Source organism: Clostridium liquoris, assembly GCF_002995785.1.
Classification (GTDB): Bacteria; Bacillota; Clostridia; order Clostridiales; family Clostridiaceae; genus Clostridium_AO; species Clostridium_AO liquoris.
In genome coordinates this window covers 50,113-70,135 of the sequence record NZ_PVXO01000044.1, presented here as the reverse complement: position 1 = coordinate 70,135, position 20,023 = coordinate 50,113, and the positions used below count along the sequence as shown (strand labels likewise).

Here is a 20,023-nt window from a genome sequence, read left to right as displayed (position 1 = left end):
GGTGAGAATAGTATGAAAATTGAAATTACGGAAAAAGCTATTAAGTATTTAGAAAAGAAAGATGCTAAAGATTTAGTAATACATATGATTGCAAATGATACTGGTGGTGGATGAGGAAGCTGTGGAAGTACCAGGCGGTACTATAAACCATCTATAAAAATAGATTTCAATAATAATATAGAAAAAAAGGGATACGACCAATATGAAGTTAATGGAATAAGGGTGTTTTTCCCTTCTAAAATTAAACTAGATAAAAATCAAAATATAGTTATAGATACAGAAAAAATATTTTTTATAGAAAAGCTAGCACTAAATGGCTTGGATACAATTTGGGTTGATTAAATTTGTTGCTAAAATGCATCTTGTTGCATTTTAGCAACTTTATTTTATTTAGTAGTATCTTTAGCTTATTACAATAACCTTTTTATTTTAATAAATTTAAGCTTTAGATTTTGTTGCAATTTCACAACAAAACCTTATTTTTACAGCCTTTTTAGCTTGGTATGATTTTTGCTTTATATATTAAGAAAAATATATTGTTTGGGGGTATTGTTATGGATAACATAGATAAACTTAACAAGATACTTTGTGATGTATTTAATATAAAGGATGATTCATACACAAAAGACGAATTAGGCCCAGATGAAATAAAAGGATGGGATTCACTAGCTCATGTAGATTTAGTAACAAGCCTAGAAGAGAATTTTGGCATAGATATAGATGTAATAGATGTATCCAGAATGTATAACATTGGAGATATAAAAAATGTACTTAAAAAGTATGGTGTTGCACTATGAACTTTACAGATTATGTGTTTCAATTTTCAAAGAATCTAAATAAAACTGCAGTAATAAGTAAGGAAGAGCTTTCCTATAAAAAAACATATTCCAACATAATTACCATAGAGAAAATGTTAAGAAACAAGGGGCTGAATAATAAGGACGCAGCCCTTTTAATTTCAGAAAATTCCCAATTCTTCATACAGTGTTATTTTGCCATAATAAAAAACGGTACAGTATGTGTACCTATAAATCCAAATTCCTCCATAGAGCATATGGAATATATAATAAAATCTTTAAACATTAAAAATATATTTATCCAAAAAAAGTTATTGAAATACTTACCTAAAGTATGGGATTTAGATATATATACGGAAGAGGATATAGAAAAATTAGAGACCATCACAGAAGACCATATTAATGAAAAAACAGACCAACAGGATGTGGCAGTAATATTATTTACATCCGGGTCTACTGCTAAACCTAAGGGAGTAATGCTAACCCATGGAAATTTAATTTATAATACTAATTCAATTATACAATATTTAAAACTAAGTGAAGGAGACAGAATAGAAGTAGTATTACCATTTTACTATTGTTATGGCACATCACTTCTACATACCCACTTTAGGGTAGGAGGAAGTTTAGTTATAAATAATAGGTTTATGTTTCCTGAAACTGTGTTACAGCATATAAATAATTACAAATGTACAGGCTTTGCAGGAGTGCCAAGTACATTTCAAATACTTTTGAAAATAAGTGATATAAAAAATAGAAAATTCCCTTCTCTAAGGTATATTACTCAAGCAGGGGGAAGGATGGCTAACATTTTCATAGAGGAGCTATTTGAAACACTAAAAGGAGTAGACATTTATATAATGTATGGACAAACAGAAGCCACTGCTAGACTATCTTATCTTCCTCCATATTTATTAAAAGAGAAAATGGGATCTATAGGGAAAGGCATTCCTGGTACACAACTTAAAGTATTGAATAAAGAGGGAATACCTGTAAAACCAAAAGAAGTTGGAGAGATAGTGGCCCAAGGCGGAAACATAATGAAGGGATATTTTAATGATGAAGAAGAAACAAAAAAGGTTTTAAAAAATGGATATCTATATACAGGGGACATAGGTACTGTAGATGAAGATGGATATATATATATTCTTTCAAGAGAAAAAAATATTATAAAAAGTGGTGGCAATAGAATAAGCCCAAAGGAAGTAGAAGACATAATATTACAAATGGATGAAATAGTTGAATGTGCTGTGGTGGGAGTTGAAGATGATATCTTAGGGGAATCAGTAAAAGCCTTCGTAGTATTAAAAGATGATAATTTAAATGTTAATTCTATTATAGAATATTGCAAGAGTAGATTGCCTAATTATAAGGTACCAAAATATGTTGAAGTTTTAAAAACCCTTCCTAAAAATTCATCAGGAAAGGTAATGTTAAAGGAACTTAAAGAAATGAAGTGAAAATGCAGCCAATAAAGTAGGTGAAGAGCATGGAGAATTATAATTTATTAGAAGAATTAATTTTTAATAAACCTTTTACACTAAGGCAAAGTGATAAAGAAAAAATTCTTGTAAAAATATTTAAAGAGCAACTACAGAATAATAAGAAAAATATCAATATAAGAAGTATGTATGATAAGCTTGGGTTTGATATTAAGTATTTCAATAGTTTGGAAGATATACCTTATATACCTGTAAATATGTTTAAAAAGTTTGATCTATATACTTGTAATAAAGAAGAAATAGTAAGAGTTCTAAATTCCAGTGCTACTACTATAGGAATTCCAAGTAAAATATATATAGATAAAAAGACCTCTATAAGACAATCACAGGCACTTATTGCTACCTTAAGAAATTTCTTAGGGAACAAGAGAAGACCATTGCTTGTTATAGACAGTGAAGATGCAAATAAAAACGGCTCTGTATTAACAGCTAGAGGAGCGGCTATAAGAGGCATAAGCAATTTTTCTAATAAAATAGTTTACGCTATGGACAAAGATGGAGAAGAACTAAAATTAAATATTGAAAGACTTAAAGATTTTGAAAGCCAGTATGGTGAAGAAGAAGTATTAGTGTATGGATTTACCTATATTATATGGTCAAAATTTATAAAAACAATACAGGAGAATAATATAAAACTAAATATTCCTAAGATAAAAATAGTACACAGTGGGGGCTGGAAAAAGTTAAACTCCCAAAGGGTTACCAAGAAAGAATTTTCAACAACTTTAGGCAATATATTTAAGACAAAACCCAGTAATGTATTGGATTTCTATGGCATGGTAGAGCAGCTAGGAGTTGTATTTATTGATTGCCAATGTGGATATAAACACGTTCCCGACTTTGCAGAAATTATTATAAGGGATTTAACTACTTTAGAAGAAGTAAACATAGGAGAATCAGGATTAATACAGGTAATGAGTACATTATCTTCTAGCTATCCAGCCCAGGCAATTTTAACAGAGGATATTGGAACATTAGTTGGAATAGATGATTGCAAGTGTGGAAGAAAAGGGAAGTATTTTAAATTTGAATCCAGGGTAGAAAAGGCTGAAATAAGAGGCTGCGGAGACACTTTTGCTGAAGGGGAGAAGAGAAATGGTTAAATGTTATACACTAAATGGTGAATTTTATGAACAGGGGCTATGTTTTCATGATTTTAACCATATATGTGAGGTATTAAAGAATAATGAAGAAATACTTCAGCATTTCCCAGTGGAGTCAATTCTTCTTTTGATAAATGAATACAGCAAAATTATATCTAAGGATAGAGATATTTTAAAAGAAGAAGGAGTACCCTTTTTATGCTTTTATCTAAAAAAAGCTAACTTAGAAAAAATAATAGAGTTGAATTTAAAAAATAAAAGTTATTTAGATGGATTTATAGAAGTTGGAGATAAAAAATTTATTAAGGCACAAAAAAGAGGATTAACATGCCATTGGATAGCAGGAAATGTAGGAACTCTAGGTATTTACTCCATATTACAATCCATAATATGCAGAAATTCTAATCTGGTTAGAATACCAGAGAATTGCATAGATTTAATAATAAGACTTTTGAAACCTTTCAAGGATATAAAAATAGATTATAAGGAGGAGTCTTATTCGGGGAAAGACATACTAAAAAATATATGTATAGTAAATTTCCCTAGTTCAAATTTACAGCTTAATGGTCATATGTCCAAACTAGCAGACTGCAGAGTATTTTGGGGTGGAGAAGAAGCCCTAAATTCTATAAGAAGTTTACCTCAAAAGACCACCTGTAAAGATATAATATTTGGACCTAAATATTCTTTTGCAATATTTGATAAAGAGGCCATAGAAAGTATTCAGTTAGAAAAGTATCTTGAAAATCTGGTTACAGATATAGTAAGTTTTAATCAAAAGGCCTGTTCTTCTCCACATGTAGTATTCTTAGAAAAAAGTTCTATATCTTTAGAAGAAGTAACTCAAAGATTTATAAAGGTCTTTAAAAAGCTTTATAAAAGATATCCAGTAAAATTTCTAGGAGAAACAACTTGTGCTGACATAATAAACATAAGAGGCGAATATGCTTTAAGTGTGGATAAAATGCTTCATTGCAGTAAAGGATTTGAATACACTATTCTCATAGGTAGTGAATTTAAATTAGAAGAACCTATAGGTGGAAGAACTGTATTTTTAAAAGAAATAGATGATATATTTGAAGTAAAACAACTTATTACGCCAAGAGTCCAAACTGTAGGCATAGCCCTTAAAAATCAAGAAAGAGCTATAAACCTGGCAAATGAAATTACAAAAGCAGGGGTAGACAGGGTAGTAAAGGTTGGATATATGAGTCTCTATGATTCTCCTTGGGATGGAAGTCTTGTAATTAGTGATATGGTTAGATGGTGCTCATTAAATATTAATGGAATGATATAAAAAAAGTGCTATGCACTTTTTTTATATGGGGAGGAAAACATTGATTTGGGGGTGCTTTCAATAGCAAAACAGGATACTTTTATGGATTTTAAAATACCAGAAAATAAGTGCGAAAAATTTGGTGATAATAATTTTGATAAAATTATTAAGGAATTAGAAAAAACAAGATTATTATGTAGTGAATTAGACGCAGTAATAGAATGTTCCTATGACGGTATATATATTACAGATGGAGAAGCAAATACTTTAAAGGTTAATAAGTCTTATGAAAAGATTACAGGACTTACAAGGGAATTTATGATTGGCAAAAACATGAAAAAGTTAGTTGAAGAAGGGGTCATATCAAGTTCAGGAACATTATTAGTATTAAAATATAAAAGACCTACTACTATTGAGCAAACTTTTAAAACAGGGAAAAAAGTATTGGTATCTAGCAGCCCTATATTTGATAATAAAGGTAATATAACCATGGTAGTTACCAATGTAAGAGATGTTACTCAACTTTATGAACTGAAAGAACAATTAGCCAAAAATGAGAAATTAAAAAAGAAATATTATTCAGAAGCTGAAGCTATGAGAAATCAATTATTAAATTCCTCTGATATTATTGCTCAGGATAAAAGAATGTTAGACACTTTAAGAATGGCCAAAAGAGTAGCTAATGTTGACACCACAGTATTATTATTAGGAGAAACGGGAGTAGGAAAAGAAGAAGTAGCCAAGTATATACATAAAAATAGTAAAAGATGTAATAAGCATTTTATAAAAATAAATTGTGGAGCTATACCAGAGAATTTAATTGAAAGTGAATTGTTTGGATATGAAAAGGGAGCTTTCACTGGAGCCAATAAAGAAGGAAAGATAGGTCTTTTTGAAGTAGCTGATAAAGGAACTATTTTTCTAGATGAAGTTGGAGAATTACCTTTGGACATGCAGGTTAAACTTTTAAGGGTACTGCAGGAAAGGGAAATCAAGAGAATAGGAGGAGTAGCTTCTATAAAAATAGATGTTAGAATACTAGCTGCTACTAATAGAAATTTAGAAGAAATGGTTGAAAAAAAATTATTTAGAGAGGACTTATACTATCGTTTAAATGTAGTACCGCTTACAATTCCACCCTTAAGAGAAAGAAAAAACGATATAGTACCATTATTTGAACATTTTTTAGCAGAACTAAATAAGAAATATGGTTTAAATAGAAATTTTTCATCTTCTGCAGTAGATGCTTTAATACAGTATAATTGGCCTGGTAATGTAAGAGAGTTAAAGAACATTGTAGAGAGGGCAGTAATAATGAGCAGCAGTGACAATATATTAAGAAGTGATTTGCCTATAAAAAGTAATTTAAATTCTTTAGACATAGAAATAGACAGCAGCGACGAAAAGGTGAATTTAAAGGAAATAGTAGAAAAGTTAGAGTTACAGTTTATAAACAAGGCCTTTGAAAAGTATGGAAATGTTAGAGATGCTGCTGCGTATTTAGGCATGGATGCTTCTACTTTTGTGAGAAAAAGGAAAAGGTATTCTGAAAAACACATGGTGAAAAAATATTAAGTGTTAATAAATAGGTGATGTTATGATAATAGGTATTAAATATTGTGGGGGATGTAACCCAAAATATGATAGAGGGAATATTGTTACAAAGCTAATAAGTGAATTTAAAGATTTAACTGTGGAATTAGCAAAGGAAGGTAAAACCTACGATTTAATTGTGGTTTTGTGCGGATGTACTAGCTGTTGTGCCAATCACCAAAATTTACATGGCAAGTATGGTAAGGTATTTATATTAAGCGATAAGGACTATTCTATAATTTCTAATGCAATAAATAATATTATGTTGCAAAAATGAAATGTGTTGCAAATATGCAAAAAATATAGTATTTCATATAGATGCTGTATATTAAGGAATAGAATTATATAGTAAATTAAAAAATTAAGGTTCGTTGTAAAAGTGCAACGGACCTTAATTTTTCATTAAATCTACATATAAGTAACATGAGGCGTAGGCTATTGTATATTGAGGGAGAAACCTGATTTTTAACAATCCATTCCATAGCATTTCCAATTGGCATGGCTATTGCTATGTAATATATGTATAAAAAGTAAATAATTAAATTTGAAAGGGATGGTTTTTATGGCATTGATGACAGGGGAACAATATGTAGAAAGTCTTCGTAAGCTTAATTTAAATGTTTACATGTTTGGAGAAAAAATAGAAAATCCAGTTGACAATCCAGTAATTCGTCCATCAATGAATTCTGTAAAAATGACTTATGATTTAGCTCAAATGCCTGAATATGAAGACTTAATGACAACTACTTCTACATTAACTGGTAATAAAATTAATCGTTTCGGGCACATTCATAGTAGTACTGAAGATCTTATTAAAAAGGTAAAAATGCAGAGATTATGTGGTCAAAAAACTGCAGCATGTTTCCAAAGATGTGTTGGTATGGATGCTTTCAATGCTGAGTATAGCACTACATACGAGATAGATAAGGCCTATGGGACAGATTACCATGAAAAATTTAAAAAATATTTGAAATATGTTCAGGAAAATGATTTAACTGTAGATGGTGCTATGACAGACCCTAAAGGGGATAGGGGGTTATCGCCAAGTAAACAGTCAGACCCGGATTTATATTTAAGAGTTGTAGAAAGAAGACCAGATGGAGTTGTAGTAAGAGGAGCAAAAGCTCACCAGACCGGTATTTGTAACTCCCATGAAGTTTTGGTTATGCCAACTGTAGCTATGAGACCAGAAGATAAGGACTATGCAATTTCCTTTGCTGTACCTACAGATACAGAGGGAATATTTATGATTGTAGGAAGACAGTCTTGTGATAGCAGAAAACTTGAAGCTGGTGCAGATATAGATGTAGGGAATAAAGTCTTTGGAGGGGTAGAGGCTTTAACTATATTTGATGATGTATTTGTTCCAAATGAAAGAATATTCTTAGACGGAGAAACCGAATTTGCAGGTATGCTAGTAGAGAGATTTGCAGGATACCATAGACAAAGCTATGGTGGATGTAAAGTTGGTGTTGGTGACGTTCTTATAGGAGCTGCTGCACTTGCTGCTGACTATAATGGAGCTAACAAGGCATCACATGTTAAAGATAAATTAATAGAAATGACCCACTTAAATGAAACATTATATGCTTGTGGAATAGCTTGTTCAGCTGAAGGATATAAAACTGAATCAGGCAACTATATTATAGACTTACTGCTTGCAAATGTATGTAAGCAAAATGTTACTAGATTCCCATATGAAATAGCAAGGCTTGCAGAAGACATTGCTGGAGGAATAATGGTTACTATGCCATCAGAAAAGGATTATAGAAATGAAAAAACAGGTCCATATATTGAAAAATATTTGAAAGGTATTGCATCTGTGCCAACAGAAAATCGTATGAGAATATTAAGACTTATTGAAAATATTACTTTAGGAACTGCAGCAGTAGGATACAGAACAGAATCAATGCATGGTGCAGGATCACCACAGGCTCAAAGAATTATGATTGCAAGACAGGGAAATTTAGGCCATAAGAAAGCACTAGCAAAAGCTATTGCAAGAATAAAAGAATAATTGACAATTGACAGTGGACAGTTAAGGAAAGAATTTTTTACGGAGTAAAAAATTCTAGCAAGTTAATTAATTTTAGTTTTTCTAAGCTTTGCTTAGAAAAACATCCTTAACTGTCAATTGTCCACTGTCAACTAAAAATTACTCTGTACTCTGTACTCTGAAAAAGGTGGTGATTACAACAGTGATTGAAGAAATAGAAAAAGTAATAGATAGTGAAATTAGACCTCATCTTAGAGAGCATTATGGTGATATACAATTATTGGGCATAAATGATGGGGTTGTTGAAATAAAATTAGTGGGGCAATGCAGTGGCTGCCCATCTGCTAAATATACAGTGGAAGATGTAATAGAGAGTAAATTAAAAGAGAAATTTCCTGAAATAAAAGAAGTAGTTCTTATAAATCAGGTTAGTGAAGAACTACTTAATATGGCTAAAGAAATATTAATGAAAAAATAGGGGTGAGTTAAATGAGTTGGCAGCAATTGTATGAAAGCAAAGTTATTTCAGTAGAAGAAGCAGCTGGGAAGGTAAAGTCAGGTGACAGAGTTGTATTAGGTCATGCAGTAGGAGAACCAGCAGCAGTTATTGATGAAATGGTTGCACATAAGGAAAACTATAAAGATGTAGAAATAGTTCATATGGTTGCTATGGGAAAGGCAGGATATGCGCAGCCAGGAATGGAGGAACATTTTAGACATAATGCTATATTTGTAGGGGGAACTACAAGAGATGCCGTAGCATCAGGCAGGGGAGATTTTACTCCATGTTTCTTTTCAGAAGTACCAAAGCTATTTAGAACAAGCTTACCTGTAGATGTAGCATTAATACAAGTTACACCTCCAGATGAACATGGATACTGTAGTTTTGGTGTTTCAAATGATTATACCAAACCAGCAGCAGAATGTGCAAAGCTAGTGATTGCAGAAGTAAATGACCAAATGCCAAGAACTATGGGAGACTGTTTTATTCATATTTCAGAAATTGACTATGTAGTAGAAAGTTCTCATCCAGTAATAGAACTTAAGCCAGCTAGAATTGGGGAAGTTGAAAGAGCTATAGGAGAAAATTGTGCATCGTTAATAGAGGATGGAGCTACTCTTCAGCTTGGGATAGGTGCAATTCCAGATGCGGTATTACTCTTTTTAAGGGATAAAAAAGATTTAGGAATCCACTCAGAAATGATATCTGATGGGGTAGTGGAATTAGTAGAAGCGGGAGTTATTACAAATAAAGCTAAAACTATTCATCCAGGCAAGATAGTTGTTACATTCTTAATGGGAACCAAGAAACTATATGATTTTGCTAACAATAATGCTATGTTGGAAATGTACCCTGTTGATTATGTAAACGATCCAACAGTAATAATGAAGAACAGTAAAATGGTATCAATAAACTCATGTGTTCAGGTAGACTTGATGGGACAGGTTGCGTCTGAAAGTGTAGGACTAAAGCAGATAAGCGGTGTTGGGGGGCAATTGGATTTTGTAAGAGGATCTAATATGTGTAAAGATGGAAAATCTATTATTGCAATGCCAGCAACTGCAGCAAAGGGAACTGTGTCAAAAATAGTTCCATTACTAGATGAAGGAGCTGCTGTTACAACTTCTAGAAATGATGTAGATTATGTAGTTACTGAGTTTGGAATTGCTCATCTTAAAGGTAAAAATTTGAGAGAGAGGGCTAGGGCTTTAATAAATATTGCTCATCCAAATTTTAGAGAAGGGCTAATTAAGGAGTGCGAGAATAGATTTCATCAGCAGTTTTAAAAGACAACAGGCGAGTATATATTAGTGTATAAATTATTAAAATAGGGTATTAAATTTAATAAATAGGAGGAAACCTTTATGGCAATGAAAAGAGAATATGGGAAAGAACAACCTTATACACCGGCGGGTCTTTTCAAAATTAGACTTCCTTTTATTCACTACAGGTGGGAATGGTCTGAAGCTTTTCAAGCTATGCTAATGTGTGCTACTTGTCTTGGAGCAATACCTATCTTAACTGAAACCTTAGGTATACCATTTGATATTGCTTGGGGAATGGTTATCATCAATGGATTTCTATATTGTACCCATGCTCTATTAGGAGACCCTGTAGTACCAGGATGGATAACGCCATCTATACCACTTACTATTGCTTATTTAAGTAGCTTTGCAGTAGGACCTGAAAGAATAAAAGCACTAATAGCATTGCAGATTATAGTAGGAATAATATTTATTGTAATGGGTATAACAGGTGCAGCAGGTAAGCTTATGGATATAGTGCCTAATTCAATAAAGGCAGGTATTCTGCTTGGAGCTGGTTTTGCAGCAATAATGGGCGAATTTAGTGTTGGAGGAAGATATGGTAAATACCCAATATCTGTTACAATAGGAGTTGTGGTTGCATTCTATTTGTTGTTTTCGGAAAGCTTTAGAAGTTTAAGAAAGAAAAATAAAGTATTAAATGCTATAGCCAAGTATGGAATGCTGCCAGCAATTATTTTAAGTATTATAGTTGGACCTATTGCAGGAGAATTACCAGTGCCAAAAATTGAAATAGGCTCTGTAGTTCACTTGCCTAACTTTCCAGAGATAATAAAAACAGTAAGTCCATTTGGAATAGGATTTCCAGATATCTCACTATTTATATCAGCTATACCAATGGCTATTATGGCATATATAATAGCATTTGGAGATTTTGTCACCAGTGAAGCTTTAATTAATGAAGCCAAAGAAGTTAGAAAAGATGAAAAAATTGATTTTAACTCCAATAGATCAAATTTAATAAGTGGTTTTAGAAATATAGTAATGAGTTTAATAGCACCATATGTACCACTTTGCGGCCCACTATGGGCAGCTGTAACAGCAGCGGTTTCTCAAAGATACAAAGAAGGTCGAGAAGCTATGGATTCAATATTTAGCGGTGTTGGAACTTTTAGATGGGTTACTTTTATATCAGTAGCTTTGATTCCAATAGTTTCCCTTGTACAGCCTGTATTACCAGTGGCATTATCTTTGACATTATTAGTTCAGGGATATGTATGCACAAGACTTGCAATGGACATATGCTTCACAGATTTAGATAAAGGTATTGCAGGAGTTATGGGAGCAGTTTTAGCTACAAGAGGAGCAGCTTGGGGATTAGCAGTAGGTATTATCCTTCATCTTTGTTTAAGCGATTTAGGAAGAAATAAAAAGACAGTAGTAGATAACGAAACCTCTATTCAGGATTAGCTTAATAATTAATATAATTAAATAACAAAATAAGGCTATGAATGGTTATCATATCATCCATAGCCTTATTTTTATTGGTAACCAATATTATATGATAATCAGTTGGAGTAAATGTAAATATTATGGTAAAATAAAAGCATAACGATTAATGGAGGATACGTTAATGTATAAAGATGTTCTGAAAAAATATTTACAAAATTTCAAGCTACTTGTACCCTTTATTTTAGTAAAGCTAGCTTATGAAATTACAACCTTTGAAGCCACTAACAGCACTATAGGAACTGATAAATATAGTGTTATAACACAAGGGGCTGCACATCCAGGGAATGTAGGGACTTCTATATTGAATAATATAGTTATGCTTCTAATTACTTTATTTGCAGCACCATTATTTTATGGATTTTTACAGTTAGTTATAAAAAGTATAATAAAAGAAAAGGAAGTTAGCTATAAGGAGAGCTTTAGAGAAAGCCTTAGATTTTATTTAAGGTATTTAGGATTAACTATTATTATTATTGCTATAATTATAGGCATATTGCTTCTTAGTATATTTGCTATAGCCCTTCCAATTATATTAATAGGAGTATTCATTTTGTTAATTTATGTAATCATAACAATAGCTCCCTGCGAATCATATCTAATATACCATGATACATCACCAGAAGAGGCATTAAGTAAAGGCAGGGTGCTGGGGAAAAAGTATTTTTGGTATATACTTTTAGTGAGCTTAATAAGCGGGGTAATAACTTTCATTATGAAAATTAAGCCTAGTACTGGCTTATTAACCTATTCTATAGTAACTCTTATTACCACAATTATAGAGTTTTATATGTCCGTATTCACTATGGACATTTGCAGAAAAGAAGACCCTATTCTAGAGGATAGTGGACAATTGACAATTGATAATTGACAGTGGTTGCACTTTTTTTTATTTCGCATATATTGCTAGGGGGTGATATAATGGGAATTAAAAAATTTGCTGATGGAGTTTTTGAAGGGGGAGGAATTAAAGCCATAGCTTTTGCAGGCGCACTAAAGGTTATAGAGGATAAGGGGTTTATCTGGAGAAATGTAGCTGGAACCTCTGCGGGGTCAATGGTAGCCTCTCTTATTTCTGTGGGATATACAGCGAATGAAATTAAAAACTTAATGGAAAAGGCAGAGTATAAAGACTTTATAGATAGTAGTAAAATAAAACTTCCAATTATAAAACCAGCGGTAAATCTTATGGTAAAAAAAGGATTATATAATGGGGATTACATAAGCGATTGGATAGAGGAACTGCTTTATGAAAAAATGAAATATAAATTAAAGGAAAAAAGAAGGGTGAAATTTAAAGACCTTATTATTCCGGGTGAGAAGGATATATTAATCAATAATCCAAAGTACAAAAGAAAATATAAGCTTCATATAATTGCGGCGGATATTACCAGGGAAAAGATGCTTATATTGCCGGAGGACATAGCAGATTATGGTATGGATCCTGATGAATTGGATGTAAGCTTGGCGGTAAGAATGAGTATAAGCATTCCTATATTCTTTCAGCCCGTGGTAATAAAACATAACTTTAGTAAAGAGAAATACTTTATAGTAGATGGTGGACTTCTAAGCAATTATCCCGTATGGCTTTTCGATGTAGAAGGAGAACCAGAATGGCCTACCATAGGATTTAAATTAATTGATATAGATGAAAAATGCAAGAGAAATAAAATAACCAATATATTTAATCTTACTCATGCTCTTATAGAAACCATGTTAAAGAGCGAAATTGATATGGATGTAATAAGAATAAATAATTTAAGAACCATTGAGATTGATACCTTGGGGGTAAAGACTACAGATTTTAAAATATCTAAAGAAAGAATGATGGAGTTATATAATTCCGGGGAGAAATGTGCAAGAAAGTTTATAAAAAGCTGGGAGGAAAATTACAATTCATATTTAGTCTTCAGGAGAAACTACTGTACCGATTGCAGCGGCAATAAAACTGCATTATAAAGTGATTTAGGCTCATGTATGCCCACGCATGTAATTAGCCTTCCCATAAATGATAAATTTAACTAATTTGAAACCTTTTAAGAAAGTAAGTATTGTATTATAATAAATAATGCTGACAAAAATTAATTTTAAGAAGGTGAATACATGCAATTAGAAACAAACAATAGTGATTACTCTAGAAGACAAAGCAAGGTCCATAAAAGAAAAATTCATAGAAAAAGGATTGCAATTATAACCTTAACTATTTTATTCATAATGACAGTAGTTATATCAGGTTTTCACGCTATTAAGGTATATTCAACTGTTAAAAAGTACGATAATTTAATTTATCCTGGAATATTTATAGAGGGTGTAAACGTAGGAGGAAAGACAAAGAAAGATGCTTTATCCTTATTATCACAAAAATATAAAGAAAGTAATAAGGAAAGAAATATTATTATTAAAGTATTAGATAAAAAGTATACCATAAATTTTTCACAGCTTAATATAGAATATAATTATGATGAAGTAATTAATTCTGCTTTTAATATTCATAAAGATGAAGATATTTTAAAGAAATATAAAGCTATAAAAAAGCCGAAAAATGAAGAATTAGAATTAAAATATAAATACAGCAGTAAAAAAATAGATGAAATGATAAAAAACATAGAGAATGAAAATAATAGGGATGCTGTAGATGCAAAAATAGTTAATAGTCCTTCTGGTGGTTTTGCTGTAAAAGAAGAAAGTTATGGACAGGCAGTGGACAAAAATAGTATAAAAAACGCAATAGATAAGAATATGAATATAAAAGGAAAAGGGAACGTAGTTGTTAATTCTGCCATAAAGGAAGTAAAACCCCATATTACACAAAAGGATTTAGGAACTGTAAATTCAATGATATCTAGTTTTACTACTAATTTTTCAGCATCAAATGATAATAGGGCAACCAATATTAATTTGGCATCAGATGCTATTAACGGAAAGGTAGTATTGCCAGGAGATAGTTTTAGCTTTAATGATGTGGTAGGCATGAGAACCGAGGAAAAAGGATACAAACCAGCAAAAGTAATAGTAGGAAATGAGTTTATAGATGACTTTGGAGGAGGAGTATGTCAAGTATCTTCAACCCTTTACAATGCAATAATGAGGGCAAACATACCATCCACAGAAAGAACCCATCATACCATAGCTTCCACCTATGTTCCATTGGGCATGGATGCCACTGTGGACTTTGGAAATATTGATTATAAGTTTAAAAACACATTGAAATATCCAATATATATAGAATCAGTAATACAAAATAAAAACTTAACCTTTAATGTTTATTCTAATAAAAGCTTAACCAGCAGAACCTACGATTTAGTCAATGAAGTAAAGGGAAATAGAGTTAATGTATATAAGGTAACCTACGAAAACGGAAAAGAAATTGACAGACAATTAGTAAGCAGTGATGCTTATGATAAATAATAAATAATAAAGAATAAAGAATAAAGAATAGATAAGGATAATATTTTTTCATTCACAATACGAAAAGTTTTTAGTTGAATTTTACCTTACCCGAAAGGGTAGGGTTTCCTTATTTATAATTTATTACCTATTATTTATTATTTCAACAGGTTCTACCCAACGCTTTCTTTAGAATTGTTCCATTTGCCGCATCTATCTCCAAAACAGCCAACTACCTCTTCATTACCAAGTATTTTTACCACTTCACATCTATTAGCACAACCAGTACACTCAAAACTCTTAGAAGAAAAGTTTACATCTGCTATATTAAATCCCTTAAAGTTAGTTTTTCTGTTTTCCTTTTTTAAGGTTTCCATGGCAATTATAGCAGCACCAATAGCTCCCATAACAGTGTGATGAGGTGGAACTATAAGTTCTACACCTAAGGTATTTTCAAAGGCAGCCTTTATTCCTTTGTTGGAGGCCACTCCGCCTTGAAAGAATATAGGGGCTTTAATATCTTTACCCTTTGCTACATTATTTAGATAGTTTCTAACTAAGGCTTCGCAGAGACCATTTATAATGTCATTTTCGCTATAGCCTAATTGTTGCTTATGTATCATATCTGATTCAGCAAAAACCGCACATCTGCCAGCAATTCTAATGGGAGTTCTAGATTTTAAAGCATAGTCTCCAAATTCCTCAATAGGGATATCCAATCTTTCTGCCTGTCTATCAAGAAAGGAGCCAGTGCCTGCTGCACATACTGTGTTCATAGCAAAGTCTGTAACAACTCCATTATTTAGTATTATTATCTTAGAATCCTGACCACCTATTTCAATTATGGTTTTTACTTCTTTATTCAAATTCAGTGATGCCACAGCATGGGCAGTTATCTCATTCTTTATTGCATCCCCTCCAATTATGTAGGAGGCAATATGCCTGCCGCTGCCAGTAACTCCAACCCCGTCTATCATACCATCCTCATATTTTCCCTTTAATATTTTAAAGGCTTCCTGAATAACATTTATAGGCTTTCCTTTAGTCCTTAGATAAAGGCTTTCCACAAGATTAAAATCTCTATCTAAAAGTATAATATCTGTACTAACGGAACCTACATCAACACCCATGTAATACATTGAATTCTCTCCTTTCGAGTAAGTCTAAAAAGGCTTCTATTCTGGTTTGATAGCCACCTTCTCCTGTCATTTCATCCACTACTAAAGTCATAATAGGGAAGTCCTCATCTTTAGATATAGTAGGTAATATGGATTTAGAAACTATCTCTGGCATACAGCCCATAGGTAAAATTTGAATAGCCCCATGAAAGCCCTGTTTTTTAGCCAGCACTGCTTCTCCCACACATTCTCTTCCAAATCCGCCAATATAATAAGGAAGATATTTTTTAGAAGCTTTTTTTATATCTAAAGAATTTAAATTTACAGGAGATAGTGCAGCATCCTTAACCCACCAGCTGGGATATAAAAATCTTTTGCTGCTGACCCCAAAATCCATAAGTTTATCTTCTATATATAGGTTGGAAAATGGCTCAAGCAAAGTATATATTTCTCCTATTATAGCAATTCTTAATGGCTTTTTAGATTTGTTTAATGCCACATTATCCAATAAATTATTGTATTTTTTTAATAATAGAATCATTTCATTAGACTTTTTAGTAAGAACACATTCTCTTTTACATTCATTAAAAAGTCTTTTACATTCTCCACTATTTAATTCATAACCTGATTTAATTTTAGCCTTTTGCTCTATTTTATCTATTAAATTTATAACTCTATAGCCACTAATTAAGGCATTGATTTTTTCTTTATTGCTCTTGGAACTTTTTAAAGATATTTTATTAATTCTATTTAATAATTCCTGAAAGCCTATATCACCTGGCTGGTCTAACACTATGAATTCCACATTATACCCTAATTTCTTTAATGTTTTCATATGTAGTTCACAGTATTCCCCATATCTGCAGGGACCGCAGCTGCCAGGAATAAGTATAGTATCTGCTCCTTTTTCTATACTTTGAATAAAGCTGCCCAGCATTATTTTAAAGGGAAGACATATTTCCTCAGGAGCATGGCAGGAACCTATTTCTAAGGAAGTCCTACTGCTTACAGGAGGAAGTATGTAGTCTATTTCCAGGTCATCAAAAATTGCCTTAGCAGCAAATGCTGAATTCCCAAGATGGGGAAAGGTAATAACCATAATTTTTACACCTCTCTTTTTTTAAAGTTGACAATTGACCACTGCTCTTTTAAGCATATCCACAAAAGCTTCAATTCTTGTGTTAAAACCTGCTTCTCCAGTTTGCTCGTCTATTTTTAAAACCAATATAGGAAAGTTATCTAATCTGTCCTTAATGAATTCTATAGTTATAGAGTCTGTTCCACAGGCAAAGGAAGAAAGGTAGATAATTCCCTGAACTTCCTTATGGGTTCCAACATAGGAGGAAAAGCCATAGGAGTTTCTTGTAAAGGTCCAAAAGGGTCTTTTAAATAAAGTTTTTACTTCCTTATCTATAAGCTCATCACCTATATACTCCTCTGTAATCACTCCAATTCCCATTTTGTGAAGTTTGGACACTAATTCCATGTTTACAAAGCTGTCATATACATTGTAGGGATGGCCTACTAAGGCTATTTTTATATCATAGTCTATATCGTTAATTCCTGGAGAAAATTTTTTTTGAGCAGCTAAAGCAGCCCTATAAGAATTGTGGATTTTTAAATAATTTTTAGTAAAAATAAGTCCTGTTTTAACAGCCCATTTTCTTAGGCTCTTTTCTGAAAAAGCATAAATAGGAAAAGTAATAGCTTTGGGCATATCAGGTACGCTGTTTATCACCATTTCAGGTAGCCCGCAAAATTTTGGACATATATATTCTCTTTCCCTTAACTGCATTATCCTTGGAAGAAATATAATATCACATTTATCTCTTAGATAGGCTGCATGACCATGAAAGACCTTTACAGGTAAACAAGCTTCATCCACAGAGTATTTACTTCCCAAATTTAAAATTTCTTTATCCGTTTCTGGAGATAGTACCACTTCTTCGCCTAATTCTTCAAAAAAGGTAGTAATGAAGGGTCGATACTTATAAAATAATAATCCTCTAGGTACGCCAACTTTCATAAAAATTCTCCTTCTACATATGCTGTAATTTATAATACATTTCACATTTTTGCCACCTGGAGGAATATTATTCATTTATCAACGAAAATTTTATAAAAAAAAAGAAACCTGCAAAATATATTTTACAAGTTTCTTTGATTTTTACATGGCATATAGATATTTTTTTAAAGTATAAATCCATCCAACATCTCATTTAAAAATCTAATATTTTCTTCTTTTTCATGCCTATGAGATTCAATTAGAATAGGTATGGATACCAGAAGAATCTCTGCTAGTCTAATATTTATGCTATTATCATCTTTATAGGCTTCCTTTTTTTCTAGGCATGATATAGACATTTCCATATTCTTTATAAGGGCTTTTTTAAATTCTGAAACCCGCGCATCTTCAATGAGATCCTTTATATTTTTATTTAGTAGCTCTTTTCCAAGTCCCCTTCTTTTTTCTATATCCTCATAAAGCATTAATATAGCTTTCTCCACTTTTTCCCTAGGGGTTAGCTGTAAGGTTTTTAATTTATCAAATCTTTTAAATGTATCATTCCAACTCTCATTTAATATGGCTATATAAAGTTCTTTTTTATTAGGATAATAGTTATAAAGAGTACCTACGGCTATGCTGCATTTTTTAGCAATCATCTTCATGTCTACTCCTTCATAACCATTTTCTAAAAACAATTCCATGGAAGTATTGAAAATCTTTTTTTCTAAATCTCTTATTATCTTTGGCAAAATATGGCCCCCTTATGAAATATAATTCATAATAGAATAATACTATGCCATTGTCAATATATAATAGATAAGTTTACAAAGAAATATTGAACATATTACACAACATATAAATATAGTATAGATAAGGATTATAATATTAATATAAAAGGAGAAAAAAATGCTTTATCCCTTAAAGTTTGAACCTATTTACAAGGACTATATTTGGGGAGGCAGAAATTTGGAGCATTTAGGCAAAAAGCTTCCTGAAGGTATAGTAGCAGAAAGCTGGGAAGTTTCAACCCATAAGGAAGGCATTAGCATAATAGCCAATGGAGACTTTAAAGGCATGGCTTTTAACCAGTTTATAGAAAAATATAGAGAAGAAGCTTTGGGAAGAAAGGATTTAAAGGAATTTCCTATAATTATAAAATTTATAGACGCTAATAATAAACTTTCTGTACAGGTACATCCCAATGATGAATATGCCTTTAATTATGAACAGAGGCAAAAGGGCAAAAATGAACTGTGGTATATTTTACAGGCAAAGCCTGGGGCTAAAATTATATATGGCTTTAGAGAGGAAATGGACAAGGAAACCTTTGTAAAAGCTATAAAAGATAATAGAATAGATTCCTGTCTTAAATACATTGATGTAAAAGAAGGAGATATAATATATATACCAGCAGGGGTAGTACATGCTATACAGCAGGGAATACTGTTAGCGGAAATACAGGAAAACTCAGATTTAACCTATAGGATTTATGACTACCACAGAACTGATGCACAAGGGAATAAAAGATCTCTTCATATAGAAAAGGCACTACAGGTTATAGATTTTAACTTTAAAGGAAAAAAGGGAAAGTATAAAGGATTAAAATTAGAATATGAAAATTTTACACTAACCTATATTGCTTTAAATAAATATTTTTCCCTAGAACTTTATGAATCAAGGGGAGAAAAGAAATTTATAAATAGTGAAAATATATTTTATATATATACTTTTCTACAGGGACAGGGAGAAATAAAATATGGAGAATATTATCTTAAGTTTAAAGCAGGGGAATCTATTTTTATTCCTGCATCTCTTACTAAATACACACTTCATGGGGATTTTAAAGCCTTAAGATGCTATGTATCAGAAGAGAATATGATAGAAGAAAAGAAAAGGCATTTAAGTGAAAAGGGCTATTCTTTAGATGAGATTATACTTTAAAAAGACAATTCACTATAGAAAAGGAG

The 20,023-nt window shown here is 31.8% G+C and carries 19 protein-coding genes; 15 read left to right on the top strand and 4 right to left on the bottom strand.

The window, feature by feature from the left end; genetic code table 11:
* Positions 1–12: 12 nt before the first annotated feature.
* The 14 genes from CLLI_RS14850 (at position 13) to CLLI_RS07905 (ending at position 14,951) form a co-directional block, all read left to right on the top strand.
* Entirely contained in the window at positions 13–114 is a 102-nt protein-coding gene (locus CLLI_RS14850) for an iron-sulfur cluster biosynthesis family protein (protein WP_242975558.1), read from the top strand.
* A 440-nt stretch (positions 115–554) separates the two neighbouring features.
* Positions 555–797 carry an acyl carrier protein gene (locus CLLI_RS07965; protein WP_106063680.1) on the top strand — a complete coding sequence of 81 codons (243 nt, stop codon included), beginning with the start codon at positions 555–557 and terminating at the stop codon, positions 795–797.
* Positions 794–2,257: an AMP-binding protein gene (locus CLLI_RS07960; RefSeq protein WP_106063679.1), complete on the top strand. Its 1,464-nt coding sequence runs from the start codon at positions 794–796 to the stop codon at positions 2,255–2,257. The genes CLLI_RS07965 and CLLI_RS07960 overlap by 4 nt, the downstream gene beginning before the upstream one ends.
* 29 nt (positions 2,258–2,286) lie before the next feature.
* Positions 2,287–3,402: a LuxE/PaaK family acyltransferase gene (locus CLLI_RS07955; protein WP_106063678.1), complete on the top strand. Its 1,116-nt coding sequence runs from the start codon at positions 2,287–2,289 to the stop codon at positions 3,400–3,402.
* Entirely contained in the window at positions 3,395–4,699 is a 1,305-nt protein-coding gene (locus tag CLLI_RS07950; RefSeq protein ID WP_106063677.1) for an acyl-CoA reductase, read from the top strand. The genes CLLI_RS07955 and CLLI_RS07950 overlap by 8 nt, the downstream gene beginning before the upstream one ends.
* An 81-nt stretch (positions 4,700–4,780) precedes the next feature.
* Positions 4,781–6,253, top strand: a complete 1,473-nt coding sequence (locus CLLI_RS07945) for a sigma-54 interaction domain-containing protein (RefSeq protein ID WP_106063741.1) — start codon at positions 4,781–4,783, stop codon at positions 6,251–6,253.
* Positions 6,254–6,275: 22 nt separating this feature from the next.
* Entirely contained in the window at positions 6,276–6,548 is a 273-nt protein-coding gene (locus CLLI_RS07940) for a hypothetical protein (RefSeq protein ID WP_106063676.1), read from the top strand.
* A gap of 285 nt (positions 6,549–6,833) precedes the next feature.
* Positions 6,834–8,288, top strand: a complete 1,455-nt coding sequence (locus tag CLLI_RS07935; protein WP_106063675.1) for a 4-hydroxyphenylacetate 3-hydroxylase family protein — start codon at positions 6,834–6,836, stop codon at positions 8,286–8,288.
* 181 nt (positions 8,289–8,469) lie between these two features.
* On the top strand, positions 8,470–8,745 hold the full coding sequence (locus CLLI_RS07930) for a NifU family protein (RefSeq protein ID WP_106063674.1): 276 nt from the start codon (positions 8,470–8,472) through the stop codon (positions 8,743–8,745).
* Between the two features lie 11 nt (positions 8,746–8,756).
* A complete protein-coding gene (locus CLLI_RS07925; RefSeq protein WP_106063673.1) occupies positions 8,757–10,055 on the top strand; it encodes an acetyl-CoA hydrolase/transferase family protein in 1,299 nt (432 codons plus the stop codon).
* Between the two features lie 78 nt (positions 10,056–10,133).
* Positions 10,134–11,504 carry a hypothetical protein gene (locus tag CLLI_RS07920; RefSeq protein ID WP_106063672.1) on the top strand — a complete coding sequence of 457 codons (1,371 nt, stop codon included), beginning with the start codon at positions 10,134–10,136 and terminating at the stop codon, positions 11,502–11,504.
* A 163-nt stretch (positions 11,505–11,667) separates the two neighbouring features.
* Positions 11,668–12,414 (top strand): hypothetical protein, encoded by a 747-nt coding sequence (locus CLLI_RS07915; RefSeq protein WP_106063671.1) that lies wholly within the window; start codon positions 11,668–11,670, stop codon positions 12,412–12,414.
* Between the two features lie 50 nt (positions 12,415–12,464).
* A complete protein-coding gene (locus tag CLLI_RS07910) occupies positions 12,465–13,502 on the top strand; it encodes a patatin-like phospholipase family protein (protein WP_106063670.1) in 1,038 nt (345 codons plus the stop codon).
* 144 nt (positions 13,503–13,646) lie between these two features.
* Positions 13,647–14,951, top strand: a complete 1,305-nt coding sequence (locus tag CLLI_RS07905; protein WP_106063669.1) for a VanW family protein — start codon at positions 13,647–13,649, stop codon at positions 14,949–14,951.
* Between the two features lie 152 nt (positions 14,952–15,103).
* Here the strand turns inward: CLLI_RS07905 and CLLI_RS07900 are convergent, their stop codons facing one another.
* From CLLI_RS07900 to CLLI_RS07885, 4 genes are all read right to left on the bottom strand, one after another.
* Complete coding sequence (locus tag CLLI_RS07900; protein WP_106063668.1) at positions 15,104–16,069, bottom strand: acyl-CoA dehydratase activase; 966 nt, start codon at positions 16,067–16,069, stop codon at positions 15,104–15,106.
* Positions 16,050–17,147, bottom strand: coding sequence for an acyl-CoA dehydratase activase-related protein (locus tag CLLI_RS07895; protein ID WP_106063667.1), 1,098 nt, complete (start codon positions 17,145–17,147; stop codon positions 16,050–16,052). Before CLLI_RS07895 ends, CLLI_RS07900 begins: the two co-directional genes overlap by 20 nt.
* A 21-nt stretch (positions 17,148–17,168) precedes the next feature.
* The gene (locus CLLI_RS07890) at positions 17,169–18,074 is read right to left on the bottom strand and encodes an acyl-CoA dehydratase activase-related protein (protein WP_106063666.1); all 906 of its coding nucleotides are present in this window, start codon (positions 18,072–18,074) and stop codon (positions 17,169–17,171) included.
* Positions 18,075–18,238: 164 nt separating this feature from the next.
* On the bottom strand, positions 18,239–18,805 hold the full coding sequence (locus tag CLLI_RS07885) for a TetR/AcrR family transcriptional regulator (protein ID WP_106063665.1): 567 nt from the start codon (positions 18,803–18,805) through the stop codon (positions 18,239–18,241).
* A 157-nt stretch (positions 18,806–18,962) separates the two neighbouring features.
* On the opposite strand from CLLI_RS07885, the gene manA reads away from it, so the two are divergent.
* Entirely contained in the window at positions 18,963–19,997 is a 1,035-nt protein-coding gene (gene manA, locus CLLI_RS07880) for a mannose-6-phosphate isomerase, class I (RefSeq protein WP_106063664.1), read from the top strand.
* The last annotated feature ends 26 nt before the right edge of the window (positions 19,998–20,023 follow it).